Genomic DNA, 14,349 nt, shown 5'->3' on the forward strand with positions numbered 1-14,349 from the left:
CCGGAGCGCGAGATGGACCGGATCGACCATGAGGAGGCGGTGACCCGGCTCGCCGTCCTCGACCGCCTCGCGCGCTTCGGCCCGCGCCTGGCCGGCACCCCGCCGCTGGGCCTCGACCTTCCGGGCAGCGATATCGACATCTTATGCCACGCGCCGGACCCCGCCGCGTTCGCCGATGCGGTTTGGACCGCGTTCGCCGCGCACGAAGGGTTCGCGATGCGCCAGTGGACCGGCCCGCGCCGTCCTGTCATCGCCTCGTTCATGGCCGAGGGGTGGGTCTTCGAGCTGTTCGGCGACGATCGGCCGGTCGAGGCGCAGGAAGGCTGGCGGCACTTCGTGATCGAGCGCCGGCTCCTCGCGATCGGCGGGGCCGCGCTCCACGCCGCCGTGATGGCGTGGCGGCGGCGTGGCTACGGTACCGAGCCTGCCTTCGCCCGCGTGCTCGGCCTCGCGGGCGACCCCTATGCGGCGCTTCTCGATCTCGGCGCCTCGTCCGACGAAGGTCTTGCGCGGCGGCTCTCAGAGCGGGGTCTCGCGCCGTAAGTCGCCGGCGCGGGGTTCAGCCGTTGATCACCCGGATCGGCGCGCCGGCGAGCCAGGCTTCGATGTCGGCGAGGGCGTCCGGGTAGAAGACGTCGTAGGTCTCGTGCGTGACGTAGCCGACATGCGGGGTGAGGACGACGCCGGGCGCGGTGCGCAGCGGGTGATCGACCGGCAGCGGTTCGACATCGTAAACATCGAGCCCGGCGCGGATGTGGCCCGACGCGAGCGCGTCGAGGAGGGCCGCCTCGTCGACGATCGGCCCACGCGACGTGTTGACGAGGATCGCCCCTGGCCGCATCGCGCCGAGTTCGGCGGCGCCGATCATGCCGCGCGTCTCGGGTGTCAGCCGCAGGTGGATCGACACGATGTCGGACCCCGCCATCAGCGCCGGGAGCGTCGCGGCATGGCCGATCTCGGCGGCGGCGGTCGCTTCGGGGGTCAGGCTGCGGCTATGAGCGAGGATCTCCATGCCGAAGGCGCGGCCGACGGCGGCGACGCGCTTGCCGAGATTGCCCCAGCCGAGAATGCCGAGCGTCTTGCCGTGAAGGGCGTGGCCGATGAGAGGCTGCCACGGGCCGCCTTCACGCATCCCGGCGGCGCTGTCGGGGATATGGCGGGCGAGGGAGAGGATGAGGCCCCAGGCGAGTTCGGCCGTCGTGCCCGGATAGTTGCCGGTGCCGCAGACGACGACGCCTTGGCGCGCAGCGGCCTCTCCGTCGATCGAGGCATTATAGGCGCCGGTGGTGATGAGAAGCTTCAGCTTCGGCAGCTCGGCGAGGAGGGCGGCGTCGAAGGGGGTGCGCTCGCGCATCGCGACGATGATTTCGGCATCGCGCAGCGTGGCGACGAGCGCGGCCCGCTCGCCGATATGATGGTCGATGGCCACGCATTCGACGCTGCCGTCGAGACGGGCCCAATCCGCCTTTTCGAGCGCGACGCGCTGATAATCGTCGAGAATGACACATCGCAGCATGGGGGGCTCCTCGTTGCCGCCGGTTCGCCGGCGGTTGGTTCGTGCGGTCGCTTGCCTTGTCGCAAGGCGTGCGACGCGGCGGGAATGGATCTGCCCCCACGTCCTTGACGGGACGGAAAGCGTGCTCCTCAACTGACGCACCAAAACAACAATAATCCAACTGGGGGGACTATGATCGACCATCCGATTGTCGACGCCCACGTGCATCTCGCCGACCCCGCCCGCTTCACCTATCCGTGGATGGACGCCGCCCCGTCGCTGAAACGGCCGGTCCTGCCGGCGGATTTCAGCGTCGCGGCTGCCCCCTATGTAATCGACCGCTTCGTCTTCGTGGAGGTCGACGTCGCCTCGCCCCAGCAGCGCGCGGAAGCCGAATGGGTGGCCTCGCTCGCCAAGGCCGATCCGCGCCTTCAGGGGATCGTCGCCGCGGCTGAAATCGAAAAAGGCGCCGCGGTCGCCGACGATCTCGACGCGCTGGCGGCCATCGCCGGGGTCAAGGGCGTCCGCCGGCTGATCCAGAACCAGCCCGATCCCGACTTCTGCCTGAAGCCCGGCTTTCGCGAGGGGCTGGCGCTCCTTGCCGCGCGCGATCTCTCGTTCGATATCTGCGTCCTCCATCACCAGCTCGGCGCGGTGATCGAGATGGTGCGCCGCGCGCCCAATGTGCGCTTCGTGCTCGACCATATCGGTAAGCCGGGCATCAAAGCGGGCCTCAAAGAGCCATGGTGGAGCGAGATCGAGACGCTCGCCGGATTCGACAATGTCTGGTGCAAGATCTCCGGCGTCGTCACCGAAGCGGACCATCAGGCTTGGACGCGCGAGGAAGTGCGGCCTTTTATTGAGCGCACGATCGAGTGTTTCGGCTTCGACCGGGTGATGTATGGCGGCGACTGGCATGTCGTCGAGCTCGCGACGCCCTATCCGAATTGGGTCGAGCTCGTCGACTGGGTGGTCGAGGATGCGTCGCGGCACGAGCGCAAGCGCCTCTTCCGCGACAACGCGATCGCCTTCTATCGGCTCGATGGCTGAGCCCGCGCGATGGCCGCCGATCTGTCCCGTGTCGCGAGCGTCGACGCGATGCGTGAGCGTGCGCGCCGCGTCCTGCCGCGCGCCGTGTTCGACTTCGCTGATGGCGGGGCCGAGACGGAGACGACCCTCCGCCGCAACGAGGCGGCGTTTCGCGCGCTGAGCCTCTTGCCACGCCCCTTGCGCGGGGCGGGAACGCGAAACCTCTCCCGCACGCTGTTCGGGCACACATTGTCGATGCCGCTCGTCGTCGGGCCGACGGGGCTTGCCGGGCTCTTCTGGCCGGACGGCGAGTGCGAGGCGGCGCGGGCGGCATCGGCCGCCGGTGTCGGCATCTGCCTCAGCCACGGCTCGGCCTGCACGCTGGAGCACTTCGCCGACGCGGGCGCGGTGCCGCGCTGGATGCAGGTCTTCATCTACACCGACCGCGGTTTCACCCGCGAACTTGCCATGCGGGCGAAGGCGGCGGGCTATCACGCGCTCGTCCTCACGATCGACAATCAGCTCACCGGCAATCGCGAGCGCGATCTACGCAATGGCTTCACGATCCCGCCGCGGCCGGGTTTTGCCGGTCTCGCCGACACCGTCACCAAAGCGGGCTGGCTCTGGCGGATGCGGCGCGAGCTGCGCTCGATCACCTTTGCCAACTATCGGCGGGAGGGCGAAGCGGACGATATCGGCGCACTCGCCGGACGGATGGGCGCGCTCCTCGACCCGGGGATGACCTGGCGGGACGTCGAATGGTTGCGCACCGTCTGGGATGGTCCCTTGATCCTCAAGGGCGTGATGCATCCCGACGATGTCGAGCCGGCGTTGGGGGCCGGGGTCGACGGCATCGTCGTCTCCAATCATGGCGGGCGGCAGCTCGACGGGGCGGCGGCCTCGGTGGAGGCGCTGCCGGCGATCGCAAAGCGGGTCGGCGGGCGGATGCCGGTCCTCCTCGATGGCGGCGTCCGGCGCGGCGGGGACATCTTGAAAGCGCTCGCGCTCGGCGCCGACGCCGTGCTGATCGGCCGGCCGCAGCTCTGGGGGATCGCGGTCGCCGGAGAGGCCGGGCTCGCCCGCGTCCTCGATATCTATCGGGGCGAGCTCGACCGGGCGATGGGCCTGTGCGGCCTGTCTTCGCTCGGGGAGATCGACGCCTCAATCCTCCACACGAAACCGAAACTCTTCAGGGAAGGAAACTCCACATGATCGGTGACGCGCCGCTGCTTCGCATCAATCGCCGCTTCACGCGGCCGCCGGCGGATCTCGTCGCCGCGTTCAAGGGCACCCAGACGGGCCATGCCGTCGACGCGATGGACGGCGCGGGGGCGATGGACGCCGCGATCGCGCCGCTCGCCTTCCGCGACGACGTGATGGTCGGCGTCGCCGTCACCTCGCAATCCGGGCCGTGTGACAATCTCGGCCTCTTCGCCTCGCTCGATCTCCTCGAGCCGGGCGACGTGCTGATCGCCTCCGCCGACGCCTATGTCGGCGCCGCGATCACCGGCGATCTTCTGATGGGAATGGCCCGCAATCTCGGCGCGGTGGGGTTCGTGACGGATGGGGCGGTCCGCGACCGGGCCGGGCTCCTGAAGGTCGGTCTGCCGATCTATAGCGCGGCGCTGACGCCCAATTCGCCGGCTCGCAACGGACCGGGAACGGCGGGCTTTCCGGTGGTGGTCGGTGGCGTCGCCGTCGCGTCGGGTGATCTCGTAATCGGCGATGCGGACGGGGTGGTCATCATCCCCCAGGCGCGGATCGAGGCGACCTTGAAGGGCGTCGAGGCGGTGCGTGCGGCCGAGGCGGAGATGGAGGCGAAGGTCAATGACGGGCTCGGCGTCCCGGACTTCATCAAGGCGATCTTGGAGTCGGAGCGCACTATCGAGGCGTAGGTGAGGGGAGGGGCGCGCCCCTCCCGCCGCCGTCTCAGGCGTCGCTGTAAAGCTGCCAGCGCTCCGGCCGAAGGGTGACGGTCTCGCGCGCCGCGATGGTGGCGCTCACCGGCACCTCCACCTCGAGCCGCTCGCGCTGCGGGCCGACCTCGATTTCGAGGAGGCGCGTTCCGCTCGTCCGCCGCGTGCCGGTGACAATGCCGCGGATCGCGCCGGCGCCATCATCGGTGAGGCGGAGATCGTGCGGGCGCAGATAGAGCTTCGCGGGGCCGTCGGGCACGGCCGCGTCACCCTTCGGAAGGGCGAGGGGCTGGCCGGCATGATGGATGCGGCCGTATTCGATCGTCACCTTCAAGGCGTTGGATGCGCCGATAAAGGAGAAGACGAAGGGCGAGGCGGGGCTGTCATAGATCTCGTCGGCGGTGCCGATCTGTTCGATCCGCCCGTTGCTCATGACGACGACGCGGTCGGCGAGCTCCATCGCCTCCTCCTGGTCGTGGGTGACGAACACGGTGGTGTGGCCGGTCTCGTCGTGAAGTTCGCGCAGCCAGCGGCGGAGATCCTTGCGCACCTTGGCGTCGAGCGCGCCGAACGGCTCGTCGAGAAGGAGGACGCGGGGCTCGATCGCGAGCGCGCGGGCGAGCGCGATCCGCTGCCGCTGTCCGCCGGACAGTTGCGCCGGGAAGCGATGGCCGAGGCCGGGAAGCTGGATCAGCTCCAGGAGCGCTTCGGCCCGGCGGTGGATCTCGGCGCCGGACGGGCGCGTGCGCCACGGACGCACGGCGAGCCCGAAGCCGATATTGTCGAGCACGCTCATATGCTTGAAGAGCGCATAATGCTGGAAGACGAAGCCGACATTGCGTTCCTGCACCGACAGGTGCGAGGCGTCGGTGTCGCCGAAATGGATCCGCCCGGCGTCCAGCGCTTCGAGGCCGGCGATGAGGCGCAACAGCGTCGTCTTGCCCGACCCCGACGGGCCGAGAAGGGCGATCAACTCGCCCGAGCGGATCGACAGCGAGACGTCGTGAAGGGCCGGGAAACGGTCGAAGGCCTTGCTGACCTTTTGGATGCGAATGTCCATGGATGAGCCTCAGTGTCCCCGCGCGCCGGCCATGTCGCCGGCAAAGCGCCATTCGAGGAAGGTCTTCAGAGCGAGCGTGAGAAGCGCGAGAATCGCGAGCAGCGAGGCGACGGCGAAGGCCGCCTGGAAGGCGTACTCGTTGTACAGAATCTCGACGTGGAGCGGCATCGTGTTGGTGAGGCCGCGAATGTGGCCGGAGATCACCGACACCGCGCCGAATTCGCCCATCGCCCGCGCGTTACAGAGGAGCACGCCGTAAAGGAGCGCCCATTTGACGTTCGGCAGGGTGACGAAGAGGAACGTCTTCCACCCGCTCGCGCCGAGCGACAATGCGGCCTCTTCCTCGCCCGCGCCCTGCTCCTCCATCAGCGGAATGAGCTCGCGCGCGACGAAGGGGAGCGTCACGAAGATGGTGACGAGCACGATGCCCGGCACCGCGAACGCCACCTTGATCCCATACGCATCGAGCCAGGGGCCGAGGAGGCCGTGGCTGCCGAACACGAGAATATAGGCAAGGCCCGAAATCACCGGCGAGACGGAAAAGGGCAGGTCGATCAGGGTGACGAGAAGGCTCTTTCCCCTGAACTCGAATTTCGCGATCGCCCAGGCGGCGGCCACGCCGAACACGAGATTGGCCGGCACCGCGATCGCCGCGACGAGGAGGGTGAGGCGCATCGCGGCGACGGCATCCGGCTCGGCGAGCGCGGCGAGGTAGAGGCTCCACCCGCCGCTGAAGGCCTGGGCGAAGACCGCGCCGAGCGGCAACAGAAGGACGAGCCCGAGAAAGATCCCGGCGATGGCGATCAGCACACGGCGCGTCGCCGGCGTTTCGCTGGTCGCCGGACGCCAGGCTTTTGCCGGCCGCTCGGCGACCGATGCGGCGATGGTTTCAGACCGCATGACCGAACCTCCGACGGCTCCAGGCTCCGATCAGATTGATCGTGAGCAGCAGAACGAACGAGATCCCGAGCATCATCGCGGCGATCGCGGTCGCGGCGGGATAATCGAACTCCTCGAGCCGGATCACGATGAGGAGCGGGGCGATTTCCGACACGTAAGGAATGTTGCCGGCGATGAAGATCACCGAGCCGTATTCGCCGATCGAGCGGGCGAGGGCGAGGGTGAAGCCGGTGAGGAGCGCCGGGACGAGTGAGGGCAGCACCACGCGCCAGACCGTGAGAAGGCGAGAGGCGCCGAGCGTCGCCGCCGCCTCCTCCCGCTCGCGGTCGATCTCGGCGAGGACGGGCTCGACCGTCCGCACCACGAACGGTAGCGAAACGAAGACGAGCGCGACCACGGCGCCGAGCGGCGTGTAGGCGATCTTGATGCCGAGCGGGGCGAAAAACTGCCCCACCCAGCCGTTCGGCGCGTAAATCGCGGTGAGCGCGATGCCCGCGACGGCGGTCGGCAACGCGAAGGGAAGATCGATCATCGCGTCGATCAGCCGGCGGCCGACAAAGCGATAACGCACGAGAACCCAGGCGATCAGCAAGCCGAACACGAGGTTGATCGCCGCCGCGATCGCCGATGCGCCGAACGACAGGCGCAGCGCGGCGACGGTTCGCGGATCGAGCGCCAGCCGCCAGAACTCCGTCCAGCCGAGCCCGGCGCTCTTCAGAATGAGAACGGCGAGCGGAAAGAGGACGATCAAGCCGAGATAAGCGAGGGTAAAGCCAAAAGAGAGACCGAAACCCGGCAGGATACTCGGCTGTTTGAAGGCGAGGCGGGCGCTTGTCATGAACGGCCTCAGTTCATCGGGCGATAGATCTGGTCGAACACGCCGCCCTCACCGAAATGAGTCGGCTGCGCCTTCGCCCACCCGCCGAAAAGCGGGTCGTCGATGGTGACGAGCTCGATATCGGGGAAGCGGGCGAGGTCGGCGGGATCGGCGAGCGAGGGGTCGGCGGGCCGGTAATGATTTTCCGCCGCGAGGGACTGGCCGAACGGGGAATAGAGATAGTGAAGATAGGCCTCGGCGACCTCGCGGGTGCCCTTCTTGTCGGCGTTGGCGTCGACGAGGGCCACCGGCGGCTCGGCCAGGATCGAAATCGAGGGGACGACGATCTCGAACGAGTCCGGCCCGATCTCCTCGAGGGCGAGGAAAGCCTCGTTCTCCCAGGCGAGAAGGACGTCGCCGACACCGCGCTGGGCGAAGGTGATGGTCGAGCCGCGCGCGCCGGTGTCGAGCACGGGAACGTGTTGGAAGAGGGCGGAGACGTAGCCGCGGATCTTCTCCTCGTCGCCCGCGAAGGCCTTGTCGGCATAGGCCCAGGCGGCAAGATAGTTCCAGCGCGCACCGCCGGAAGTCTTCGGATTGGGCGTGATCACCTCGACCCCATCGGCGACGAGGTCGTCCCAATCCGCGATGCCCTTCGGATTGCCCTTCCGCACGAGGAAGACGATCGTCGACGTGTAGGGCGCGCTTTGATGCGGCAGTCGCTGGCGCCAGTCGGCCGGGATCTTGCCGGTTTGGCTGGCGATCGCGTCGATGTCGGCTTCGAGGGCGAGGGTGACGATATCGGCGTCGAGCCCGTCGATCACGGTGCGGGCCTGCTTGCCCGATCCGCCATGCGACATGCGAACGGTGACGCGCTCTCCGGTCTCTTCGTTCCAGTGCTCGGCGAAGCCGGCATTGAACGCCTTATAGAACTCACGGGTCGGGTCGTAAGAGACGTTGAGGAGGGTCGTTTCGGCGAGCGCTGAGGTGGACAGAAGCGCGATGCCGATCCCGGTCGCGAGATGTCGAAGTGGGAGAGTCATTGTATGCCTCATTTCCTATCGGATCAGTCGACATTACAAAGACTACATATCCGATAGGAATTGTCAAACAGGCATGTTATAGCCGGTCGTCGACGCGGGAGGGCCGGTCACGACCCTTCACGCGCCGCCGGAGAACCGAGGCGTCAGCGATGCGGAATGTGGGACAGGAGAGGGCGGCGGCCGGCGCGGCGAACACCGCTGCGCGCGGGCGGCCCGCGCCGCGGTCAGCCCGCGGCCGCGTCTTCCGTGAGGGCGGCGATCTCGCGCGGATCGGCAATGGCGTCGGCGATCGTCGTCTGGTCGAGGACGGCGCGCGCGGAGTTCGCGACCTCGGAAAACACCCGGCGGATGCGGCAGGTCGCCTCGTCGGAACAGTCGTCGCAACGGCGATAGGCGATGCGGCTGAGGCAGGGAAGCGGCGCGATCGGCCCGTCGATCAGACGCAGGACGCGGCCGAAGGTGATCGTATCCGCGGGCTTCAGCAGCGCGTAGCCGCCGGAGGCGCCCCGTTTGCTTTGAACGAGCCCGTCACGCTTCAGATCGAGCAAAATCTGTTCGAGGAATTTGCGTGGAATGTTCTCTTTCTCGGCGAGCTCAGCGGTCGAAACCGTATGGCCGCGCTCGAGTAAAGCGAGGGCGAGGAGAGCGCGCAGCGCGTATTTGGCCTTCTGGGAAATCATGGTTTCGATCGATCGATGATAATTCCGATGGATTTAATCAGGTACGTGGTGTCCCGACGGTGATATATGAAGCGTGGCTGATGATAGGCTCTCGCGCGCGGCGTCCTGCCCGCCGCAGAGGGCCATGATATGGATTTGCAGCTCGCCTTCATCATCGCGCTGACCTTTGTCATTCATCTGGTCGGGACGCTTGCTTACGCCTTCCGAATCGCCGGGATCCGCACGCGGCAGATCGCCACGGCGTTCGCTCTCTTCAACATACTGGTTCTCGTCTCACGGACGGCCAACTCGTTCCAGGGCCCATTTATCGCAAAACGCGTCGAGACGAACATTTTGGGGCAAACGGCGCACAATTTGGCGTTCGATTTCAGCCTCGTCCTGTTCGCGGCGACGCTTGCGACCATCGTTGGCGGGCTCATGATCCCGACATGCCAGCGCGTCGCCGGTCGGGCGATCAACGGGTTTTCACGGGATCGGTCGGTGGTGAAGCTGGTGCGGCGGGCGATCACGCCGCACGGGGTGGGGACGGTGGCGTCCGCCTTCACCGTGCCGCGGCGCCGAAGCCTGACGTCGCTGCGCTGGCGGCTCGATCTGCCGCTCGGCGTCGTCGCGCTCAATGTCTTCGCGAGCGCGCTGTGGACCGTCGGCGTGCTCGCCGCGATCTATGCGGGGGCGATCGACCCGGAGCTGCGGCTCACGGCGAGCACCTTGTCGTCGGTGGTGAACGGCGTCGCGACGATCCTGCTCTTCGTCATCATCGACCCCTATCTCGCCGGTCTCACCGACGATGTGGTGAAGGGGGCCGACACCGAGGCGCATTTTCGCCGGGTGGTGATCTGGATGGTGGGAAGCCGTCTCGCCGGGACGCTGCTTGCCCAGCTCCTTCTGGTGCCGAGTGCGCAACTCATCGTCTGGGTCGCGCACGCGGTCTGATCGGTAGGGGGCGCGGGCCCCTCAGTGCATGGGCATGGCCTGCATGCTCGGTCTGAACGGGATCGAATGCTTCGCGCCCGGCGTGAACTTTGGGACCGAGTGATCGACCCTATTGCTCAGCCGCTCGATGTCCGGAAGGATCAGCGTCTGCTTGACGCGGTCGATGAAGCCCTCCCGTCGCAATTTCATGAACACACGATTCACGTGGACGACGCTGACGCCGAGCGCGTCGCCCAGCGCCTGTTGGGTGAGCGGCATCTCGAAGTGATCCGGCCCGGCCTGCTGGGCGAGCGCGAGACGATCGTGCAGGTCCAGAAAGAGGTGGGCGAGCCGTTCGTAGGCCGACTGACGGGTCAGCCGCGCGACGGCGTTGAGCGCCATCGCATCGTCGTGGGCGAGCATCGTCCAGAACGCGTTGACGATCGGGTCGTCGTCATCCGCCGAAGCGATATGCTCGCGAAGGGTGCTGATGTCCGCGAGTACGACATCGGTCACACACTCGATGTCGCAGAAGTTCGACACGGCGGAATGCAGGGTAAAATTGAGGAGATCACCGGGCAGAAGGTAGCCGAGAATCTGTCGCCGCCCGTCCTTGAGGACGTGCGTGCGCATCAGCCACCCCGACACGACGACCCAGGGGCGAGCGCCGAGGCGCCCTTGGAGAACGACTTCGCTCCCCGCCCGATATTGTTCTTGCCGGCCGTGCATCGTCTGGATTTCACTTTGTGAAAAGTGATCCAGGGCACCCAACCCGGTCATCCGCGCCGTAAGCGGAAAGATCGTCTCATCAGTCATGCGACCTCTGAACCTCGACTGTTACACAGGGTCTTTTCATCGCTCGTCGGCATCTCAAGATCGGTAGCGATCGTCTGGAGATGTATTCTTTCGTCTTTGAAAAGGAGAAGTTGCCTAAATATGCGTTGCAGTAATATTATTATCTAATCTCTGTGAAATTATGATCCAATCGTGGGGTTCATACGGACTCTTTGTGATGAACCGTTTCATGGCGCCGAAGCGATTGGTGCCATGACCAGGCGTCCGCGATGATCGTGTCGAGATCCCGCGTGGCGCGCCAATCGAACATCGATTTCGCCAGCGCCGGATCGGCGACGAGCTCCGCCGGGTCGCCCTGTCGGGGCGGACCGGACTGGGTGGCGACGGGCCGTCCCGTCACCCGCTCGACCGCGCGGACCACCTCGTCGACCGAACTGCCGACCCCCGTCCCCACATTGACGGCGACGCTGGCGTCTCCGTCGATGAGATAGCGCAGGGCCGCGACATGGGCCTCGGCGAGATCGTCGACATGGATATAGTCACGCACCGCCGTACCGTCGGAGGTGGGATAGGCCCCGCCATTCACCTTGAGGGCCTTGCGCAATCCCATCGCGACATCGAGCACGACGGGAATCAAATGGGTCTCCGGCTCATGCCATTCGCCGATGAGGCCGGACGGGTCGGCACCCCCCGCATTGAAATAACGCAGCCGCGCCGAACGAATTCCATAGGCCGCGTCGAAATCGTCGAAGATCTGTTCGACCATCAATTTCGAGCGGCCATAGGGGCTGATCGGGTTGAGCGACGTCGTCTCCGCGATCGGCAGCCGATCGGCCGGCCCGTAGACCGCGCACGTGGAGGAGAAGACGATGTTGCGCACATTGTGATTGAGCATCGTGCGCAGCAAAGTGAGCGTGCCGTTGACGTTCACATCGTAGGTGTCGAACGGCCGCGCGGTCGATTCGCCGACGAGGGATTGCGCCGCGAAGTGCATCACCGCGACCGGCGCCATCGATTGGAAGGCGCGCTCGAGTTCGTCCGCATCGCGCACGTCGCCGGGGATCAGCGGGCCGAACCGGCAGAAGGTCCGATGACCCGTCGAAAGATTGTCGAACACCACCGGCTCGTATCCGGCCGCGGCGAGGGCCTTGCAGCAATGGCTTCCGATATAGCCGGCGCCGCCCGTGACGAGAACGCGTTGCATCAGAACCTCTCCAGCTTCGGTCGATAAGCTCCAAGGGGAAGGCGTATGAAGCTCATCAGTTGAGCTCCGCGTCCGCAGTGGAATCGTCGGCCCCGAAGCGCGGCGGCAAGGCCGAGGCGCCGAGGGTCGGAACGTTGTCGATCTCCGGTGCGCGCACCTCCACGACGTCACCGGGCTGGAGCACGGTCGAAGCGACCGCCTCGAAGACGCGATCCGAGCCCGCGCCGCCTCGGGTGACGACGAATGTCGGCGTCCGGTCCGTCGCGCCTTTGGCGAGATCGGAAACGGTCGAGCCGAACCGGGCAGCTTCAGCGAAAAGCGCGTCTGCGGTTTCCGTACGCACCTCGATGCGATTCAGTTCCGTCCGCGCATCACGAAGTTCGGTCACGATGTCGATACGTCGGTCGCCGACGAGCTCGATCTCATCCCGGTCGGCCTCGTTCAGCTGCTGCTCGGCGGTGAGGATCGAGCCTTCGAGCTCCAGTTGCCGCGCCTCGAGGTCGGTGAGTTCGCGGCGGACCGAGTTGACGCGCGAGTTGCGCGACAGGCCGCGCTCGACGAGCGAGCTGACGGCGTCCTGCTCCTCGCGCGTCCGGTCGAGGAGCTCGCTGCGCAGCGCCATCTCCTGGCGCATCTTCTCGATGCGGGCGTGGAGCAAATCCTTCAACTCACGGATCGAGGTGAGCGCCGTCTGGTGGTCGTCGAGCCGGGCCTTCAGAATCTCGCGTTCGACGTCGATCAGCGCATCGCTCATCTCGACGGTCTGCAATTCGTCCGGAACGTCGATCTCCTCGGCGTCGGTCAGCTCGGCCTCGAGCCGCGCGATGCGGGCGAGGATCCGCCACCGCTCCACCTGTTGGAGGCGATGGTCGCCGAGCGCGCGGACCGCGTCCCGGTCGGTGCGGGTGAAGAGGCTGTTGGAGCGGCGGACGCCGCCCGCGACGGCGATCGCCTGAAGCGTGTTGATGCCGGGGACGAACGGATAGGCGCCCGGCTTCTCCACCGCGCCGACCACGAAGAGCGGCGCGTGTTCCAGAATGCGGACGGAGACATAAAGCTCGTCGAGGAGGCCGAGCCGCTCACGCAGCGCCTGCGCGGTCGCCTCGGACAAGTCCGATACGGTCTTGTCCGTCGTCTCGATCCGGCCGACGACGGGCAGGTCGACCATGCCAGCCGGGCCGACCCGATGCTCCCCGCTCAACCATTCCATCGGCTTCATTTCCCGCGCGACGGCGTCCCATTCTCCGACCTTCACCTCGATCTGATCTTGCGGGTGAAGGGTGTAATCGTCCTCCGCCGCGCGGGCCTCGAGAGAGAAAGCGAGCGGCGCGAGTAGGGCGAGACCTGCCGCGAGACACGCGGCAGGTGCGAACCGGCGGGACGGAGCGGGGCCGGCCATCAGTAAGACCCCTTGGCCCGCAGGACGGCCGGAACCGTCTTCGTGACGATGAGGATGTCGCGCAGCATCGACCAGGACGAGACATAGGCCGTGTCGAGGGCGACGCGGGAATCGTAGCCGACATCGCTGCGGCCGGAGACCTGCCACGGCCCGGTGAGGCCGGGGCGGGTGGCGACATAGGCGGCGGCACCGTCTTTGTAGCGATTGAGCTCGGCGCGCACGACGGGGCGCGGGCCGACGATGCTCATCTCGCCGCGCAGGATGTTGATGAGCTGCGGCAGCTCGTCGAGGCTCGTCTTGCGCAAGAACCGCCCGAGCGGGGTGACGCGCGGGTCATCCTTCAGCTTGCGCGTCTCACGCCATTCGGCCGCGGCGGCGGGGTCGGCCGCGAGATGGGCGGCGAGGATCTCGTCCCCGTTCGTGCGCATGGTGCGCAGCTTCAGGCAACGGAAGGTGCGGCCATTGTGGCCGATGCGCTCGTGGCCGAAAACGGCGGGGCCACGATCGCCGAGGCGAACCGCGACGCAAAGGACGCCGAGGACGGGGGCGGCGACGGCGAGCGCCGACGCCGAAACCAGGATATCGAAGGCTCGCTTTTGCTTGCCGCCCACTGGGGTGGGCAGCGCGAGAGCTTTGCTGCGTGCCGCACGGCGCGCACGCTTTTTCTTTAGAGCCAGAGTTTTGATCGTTCTGTGAGAGATCGGCGCATACCAGTGCGCAGACCGGCTGCGCTGAAGAGCATTGGCGATCATCAGGAACTCTCCGAGGGTCGAAACTTGTGCAACTCGGCCCGGTCGCAAAGACCGAATTCGGTCCAAGTGCCCGAGCCTCATGCACCCTTAGAGAGAAGCGCCTGGGGAGCGGCTATAACAAAAATTAAGTCACATTGCCACAGAATTGCCTGATATTCTTTGTCATTCCGACAAAACGACGATCATCGTCCCGTCATTTTATGTGTTTATTGGGCAGGTGTCGCTTAATTTTGCGCGTTGCATTTGAATTGCGCGGCAGTCGTTCATGAATAAGGCAGCACTGGGAGCCTTGCGAAATTGTAAGGCTCCTATGCATTCACGGTTTTTAGTGGAACTGAACGTATGTT

At 66.3% G+C, this 14,349-nt stretch carries 15 protein-coding genes; 5 read left to right on the plus strand and 10 right to left on the minus strand.

Translation table 11 applies throughout. The features are described from left to right. The first annotated feature begins 12 nt into the window (after positions 1-12). The gene (locus L1787_RS00580) at positions 13-543 is read left to right on the plus strand and encodes a DUF4269 domain-containing protein (protein WP_235706526.1); all 531 of its coding nucleotides are present in this window, start codon (positions 13-15) and stop codon (positions 541-543) included. Positions 544-559: 16 nt separating this feature from the next. Here L1787_RS00580 and L1787_RS00585 read toward each other — a convergent pair whose 3' ends face one another. After that, the gene (locus L1787_RS00585; protein WP_235706527.1) at positions 560-1,516 is read right to left on the minus strand and encodes a D-2-hydroxyacid dehydrogenase family protein; all 957 of its coding nucleotides are present in this window, start codon (positions 1,514-1,516) and stop codon (positions 560-562) included. A 171-nt stretch (positions 1,517-1,687) separates the two neighbouring features. On the opposite strand from L1787_RS00585, the gene L1787_RS00590 reads away from it, so the two are divergent. The 3 genes from L1787_RS00590 to L1787_RS00600 are packed head-to-tail and all read left to right on the plus strand — an operon-like array spanning position 1,688 to position 4,419. Beyond that, complete coding sequence (locus L1787_RS00590) at positions 1,688-2,545, plus strand: amidohydrolase family protein (RefSeq protein ID WP_235706528.1); 858 nt, start codon at positions 1,688-1,690, stop codon at positions 2,543-2,545. A 9-nt stretch (positions 2,546-2,554) separates the two neighbouring features. Continuing rightward, positions 2,555-3,736: an alpha-hydroxy acid oxidase gene (locus L1787_RS00595; protein ID WP_235706529.1), complete on the plus strand. Its 1,182-nt coding sequence runs from the start codon at positions 2,555-2,557 to the stop codon at positions 3,734-3,736. Continuing rightward, entirely contained in the window at positions 3,733-4,419 is a 687-nt protein-coding gene (locus L1787_RS00600) for an RraA family protein (RefSeq protein ID WP_235706530.1), read from the plus strand. The genes L1787_RS00595 and L1787_RS00600 overlap by 4 nt, the downstream gene beginning before the upstream one ends. A gap of 34 nt (positions 4,420-4,453) precedes the next feature. Here L1787_RS00600 and L1787_RS00605 read toward each other — a convergent pair whose 3' ends face one another. The 5 genes from L1787_RS00605 to L1787_RS00625 form a co-directional block, all read right to left on the minus strand. Continuing rightward, positions 4,454-5,500, minus strand: coding sequence for a sulfate/molybdate ABC transporter ATP-binding protein (locus tag L1787_RS00605; protein WP_235706531.1), 1,047 nt, complete (start codon positions 5,498-5,500; stop codon positions 4,454-4,456). 9 nt (positions 5,501-5,509) lie between these two features. After that, positions 5,510-6,400 (minus strand): sulfate ABC transporter permease subunit CysW, encoded by an 891-nt coding sequence (gene cysW, locus L1787_RS00610; RefSeq protein WP_235706532.1) that lies wholly within the window; start codon positions 6,398-6,400, stop codon positions 5,510-5,512. Continuing rightward, the gene (gene cysT, locus L1787_RS00615) at positions 6,390-7,238 is read right to left on the minus strand and encodes a sulfate ABC transporter permease subunit CysT (protein ID WP_235706533.1); all 849 of its coding nucleotides are present in this window, start codon (positions 7,236-7,238) and stop codon (positions 6,390-6,392) included. The genes cysW and cysT overlap by 11 nt, the downstream gene beginning before the upstream one ends. Positions 7,239-7,246: 8 nt before the next feature. Further along, complete coding sequence (locus tag L1787_RS00620; protein ID WP_235706534.1) at positions 7,247-8,260, minus strand: sulfate ABC transporter substrate-binding protein; 1,014 nt, start codon at positions 8,258-8,260, stop codon at positions 7,247-7,249. A 224-nt stretch (positions 8,261-8,484) separates the two neighbouring features. Continuing rightward, positions 8,485-8,940, minus strand: coding sequence for an RrF2 family transcriptional regulator (locus L1787_RS00625; RefSeq protein WP_235706535.1), 456 nt, complete (start codon positions 8,938-8,940; stop codon positions 8,485-8,487). A 129-nt stretch (positions 8,941-9,069) separates the two neighbouring features. On the opposite strand from L1787_RS00625, the gene L1787_RS00630 reads away from it, so the two are divergent. Then, positions 9,070-9,873 (plus strand): lipid II flippase Amj family protein, encoded by an 804-nt coding sequence (locus L1787_RS00630; RefSeq protein ID WP_235706536.1) that lies wholly within the window; start codon positions 9,070-9,072, stop codon positions 9,871-9,873. A 21-nt stretch (positions 9,874-9,894) separates the two neighbouring features. Here the strand turns inward: L1787_RS00630 and L1787_RS00635 are convergent, their stop codons facing one another. The 4 genes from L1787_RS00635 to L1787_RS00650 form a co-directional block, all read right to left on the minus strand. Next, positions 9,895-10,668, minus strand: a complete 774-nt coding sequence (locus L1787_RS00635; RefSeq protein WP_235706537.1) for a Crp/Fnr family transcriptional regulator — start codon at positions 10,666-10,668, stop codon at positions 9,895-9,897. Between the two features lie 178 nt (positions 10,669-10,846). Beyond that, positions 10,847-11,851 carry a UDP-glucose 4-epimerase GalE gene (gene galE, locus L1787_RS00640; RefSeq protein WP_235706538.1) on the minus strand — a complete coding sequence of 335 codons (1,005 nt, stop codon included), beginning with the start codon at positions 11,849-11,851 and terminating at the stop codon, positions 10,847-10,849. Between the two features lie 55 nt (positions 11,852-11,906). Next, on the minus strand, positions 11,907-13,250 hold the full coding sequence (locus L1787_RS00645) for a polysaccharide biosynthesis/export family protein (protein ID WP_235706539.1): 1,344 nt from the start codon (positions 13,248-13,250) through the stop codon (positions 11,907-11,909). Continuing rightward, a complete protein-coding gene (locus L1787_RS00650; RefSeq protein ID WP_235706681.1) occupies positions 13,250-13,873 on the minus strand; it encodes a sugar transferase in 624 nt (207 codons plus the stop codon). Before L1787_RS00650 ends, L1787_RS00645 begins: the two co-directional genes overlap by 1 nt. Between the last annotated feature and the right edge of the window lie 476 nt (positions 13,874-14,349).

This window comes from Acuticoccus kalidii (genome assembly GCF_021556395.1).
In the GTDB taxonomy this organism is placed as follows: domain Bacteria; phylum Pseudomonadota; class Alphaproteobacteria; order Rhizobiales; family Amorphaceae; genus Acuticoccus; species Acuticoccus kalidii.

What these genes read in the sequence shown, in the direction of transcription:
- cysW (WP_235706532.1), bottom strand. Translation starts at nt 6,400, where the DNA reads ATGCGGTCTGAAACCATCGCCGCATCGGTCGCCGAGCGGCCGGCAAAA.
- L1787_RS00600 (WP_235706530.1), top strand. Translation starts at nt 3,733, where the DNA reads ATGATCGGTGACGCGCCGCTGCTTCGCATCAATCGCCGCTTCACGCGG.
- L1787_RS00595 (WP_235706529.1), top strand. Translation starts at nt 2,555, where the DNA reads ATGGCCGCCGATCTGTCCCGTGTCGCGAGCGTCGACGCGATGCGTGAG.
- cysT (WP_235706533.1), bottom strand. Translation starts at nt 7,238, where the DNA reads ATGACAAGCGCCCGCCTCGCCTTCAAACAGCCGAGTATCCTGCCGGGT.
- L1787_RS00645 (WP_235706539.1), bottom strand. Translation starts at nt 13,250, where the DNA reads ATGGCCGGCCCCGCTCCGTCCCGCCGGTTCGCACCTGCCGCGTGTCTC.
- galE (WP_235706538.1), bottom strand. Translation starts at nt 11,851, where the DNA reads ATGCAACGCGTTCTCGTCACGGGCGGCGCCGGCTATATCGGAAGCCAT.
- L1787_RS00625 (WP_235706535.1), bottom strand. Translation starts at nt 8,940, where the DNA reads ATGATTTCCCAGAAGGCCAAATACGCGCTGCGCGCTCTCCTCGCCCTC.
- L1787_RS00605 (WP_235706531.1), bottom strand. Translation starts at nt 5,500, where the DNA reads ATGGACATTCGCATCCAAAAGGTCAGCAAGGCCTTCGACCGTTTCCCG.
- L1787_RS00585 (WP_235706527.1), bottom strand. Translation starts at nt 1,516, where the DNA reads ATGCTGCGATGTGTCATTCTCGACGATTATCAGCGCGTCGCGCTCGAA.
- L1787_RS00630 (WP_235706536.1), top strand. Translation starts at nt 9,070, where the DNA reads ATGGATTTGCAGCTCGCCTTCATCATCGCGCTGACCTTTGTCATTCAT.
- L1787_RS00590 (WP_235706528.1), top strand. Translation starts at nt 1,688, where the DNA reads ATGATCGACCATCCGATTGTCGACGCCCACGTGCATCTCGCCGACCCC.
- L1787_RS00580 (WP_235706526.1), top strand. Translation starts at nt 13, where the DNA reads ATGGACCGGATCGACCATGAGGAGGCGGTGACCCGGCTCGCCGTCCTC.
- L1787_RS00635 (WP_235706537.1), bottom strand. Translation starts at nt 10,668, where the DNA reads ATGACTGATGAGACGATCTTTCCGCTTACGGCGCGGATGACCGGGTTG.
- L1787_RS00620 (WP_235706534.1), bottom strand. Translation starts at nt 8,260, where the DNA reads ATGACTCTCCCACTTCGACATCTCGCGACCGGGATCGGCATCGCGCTT.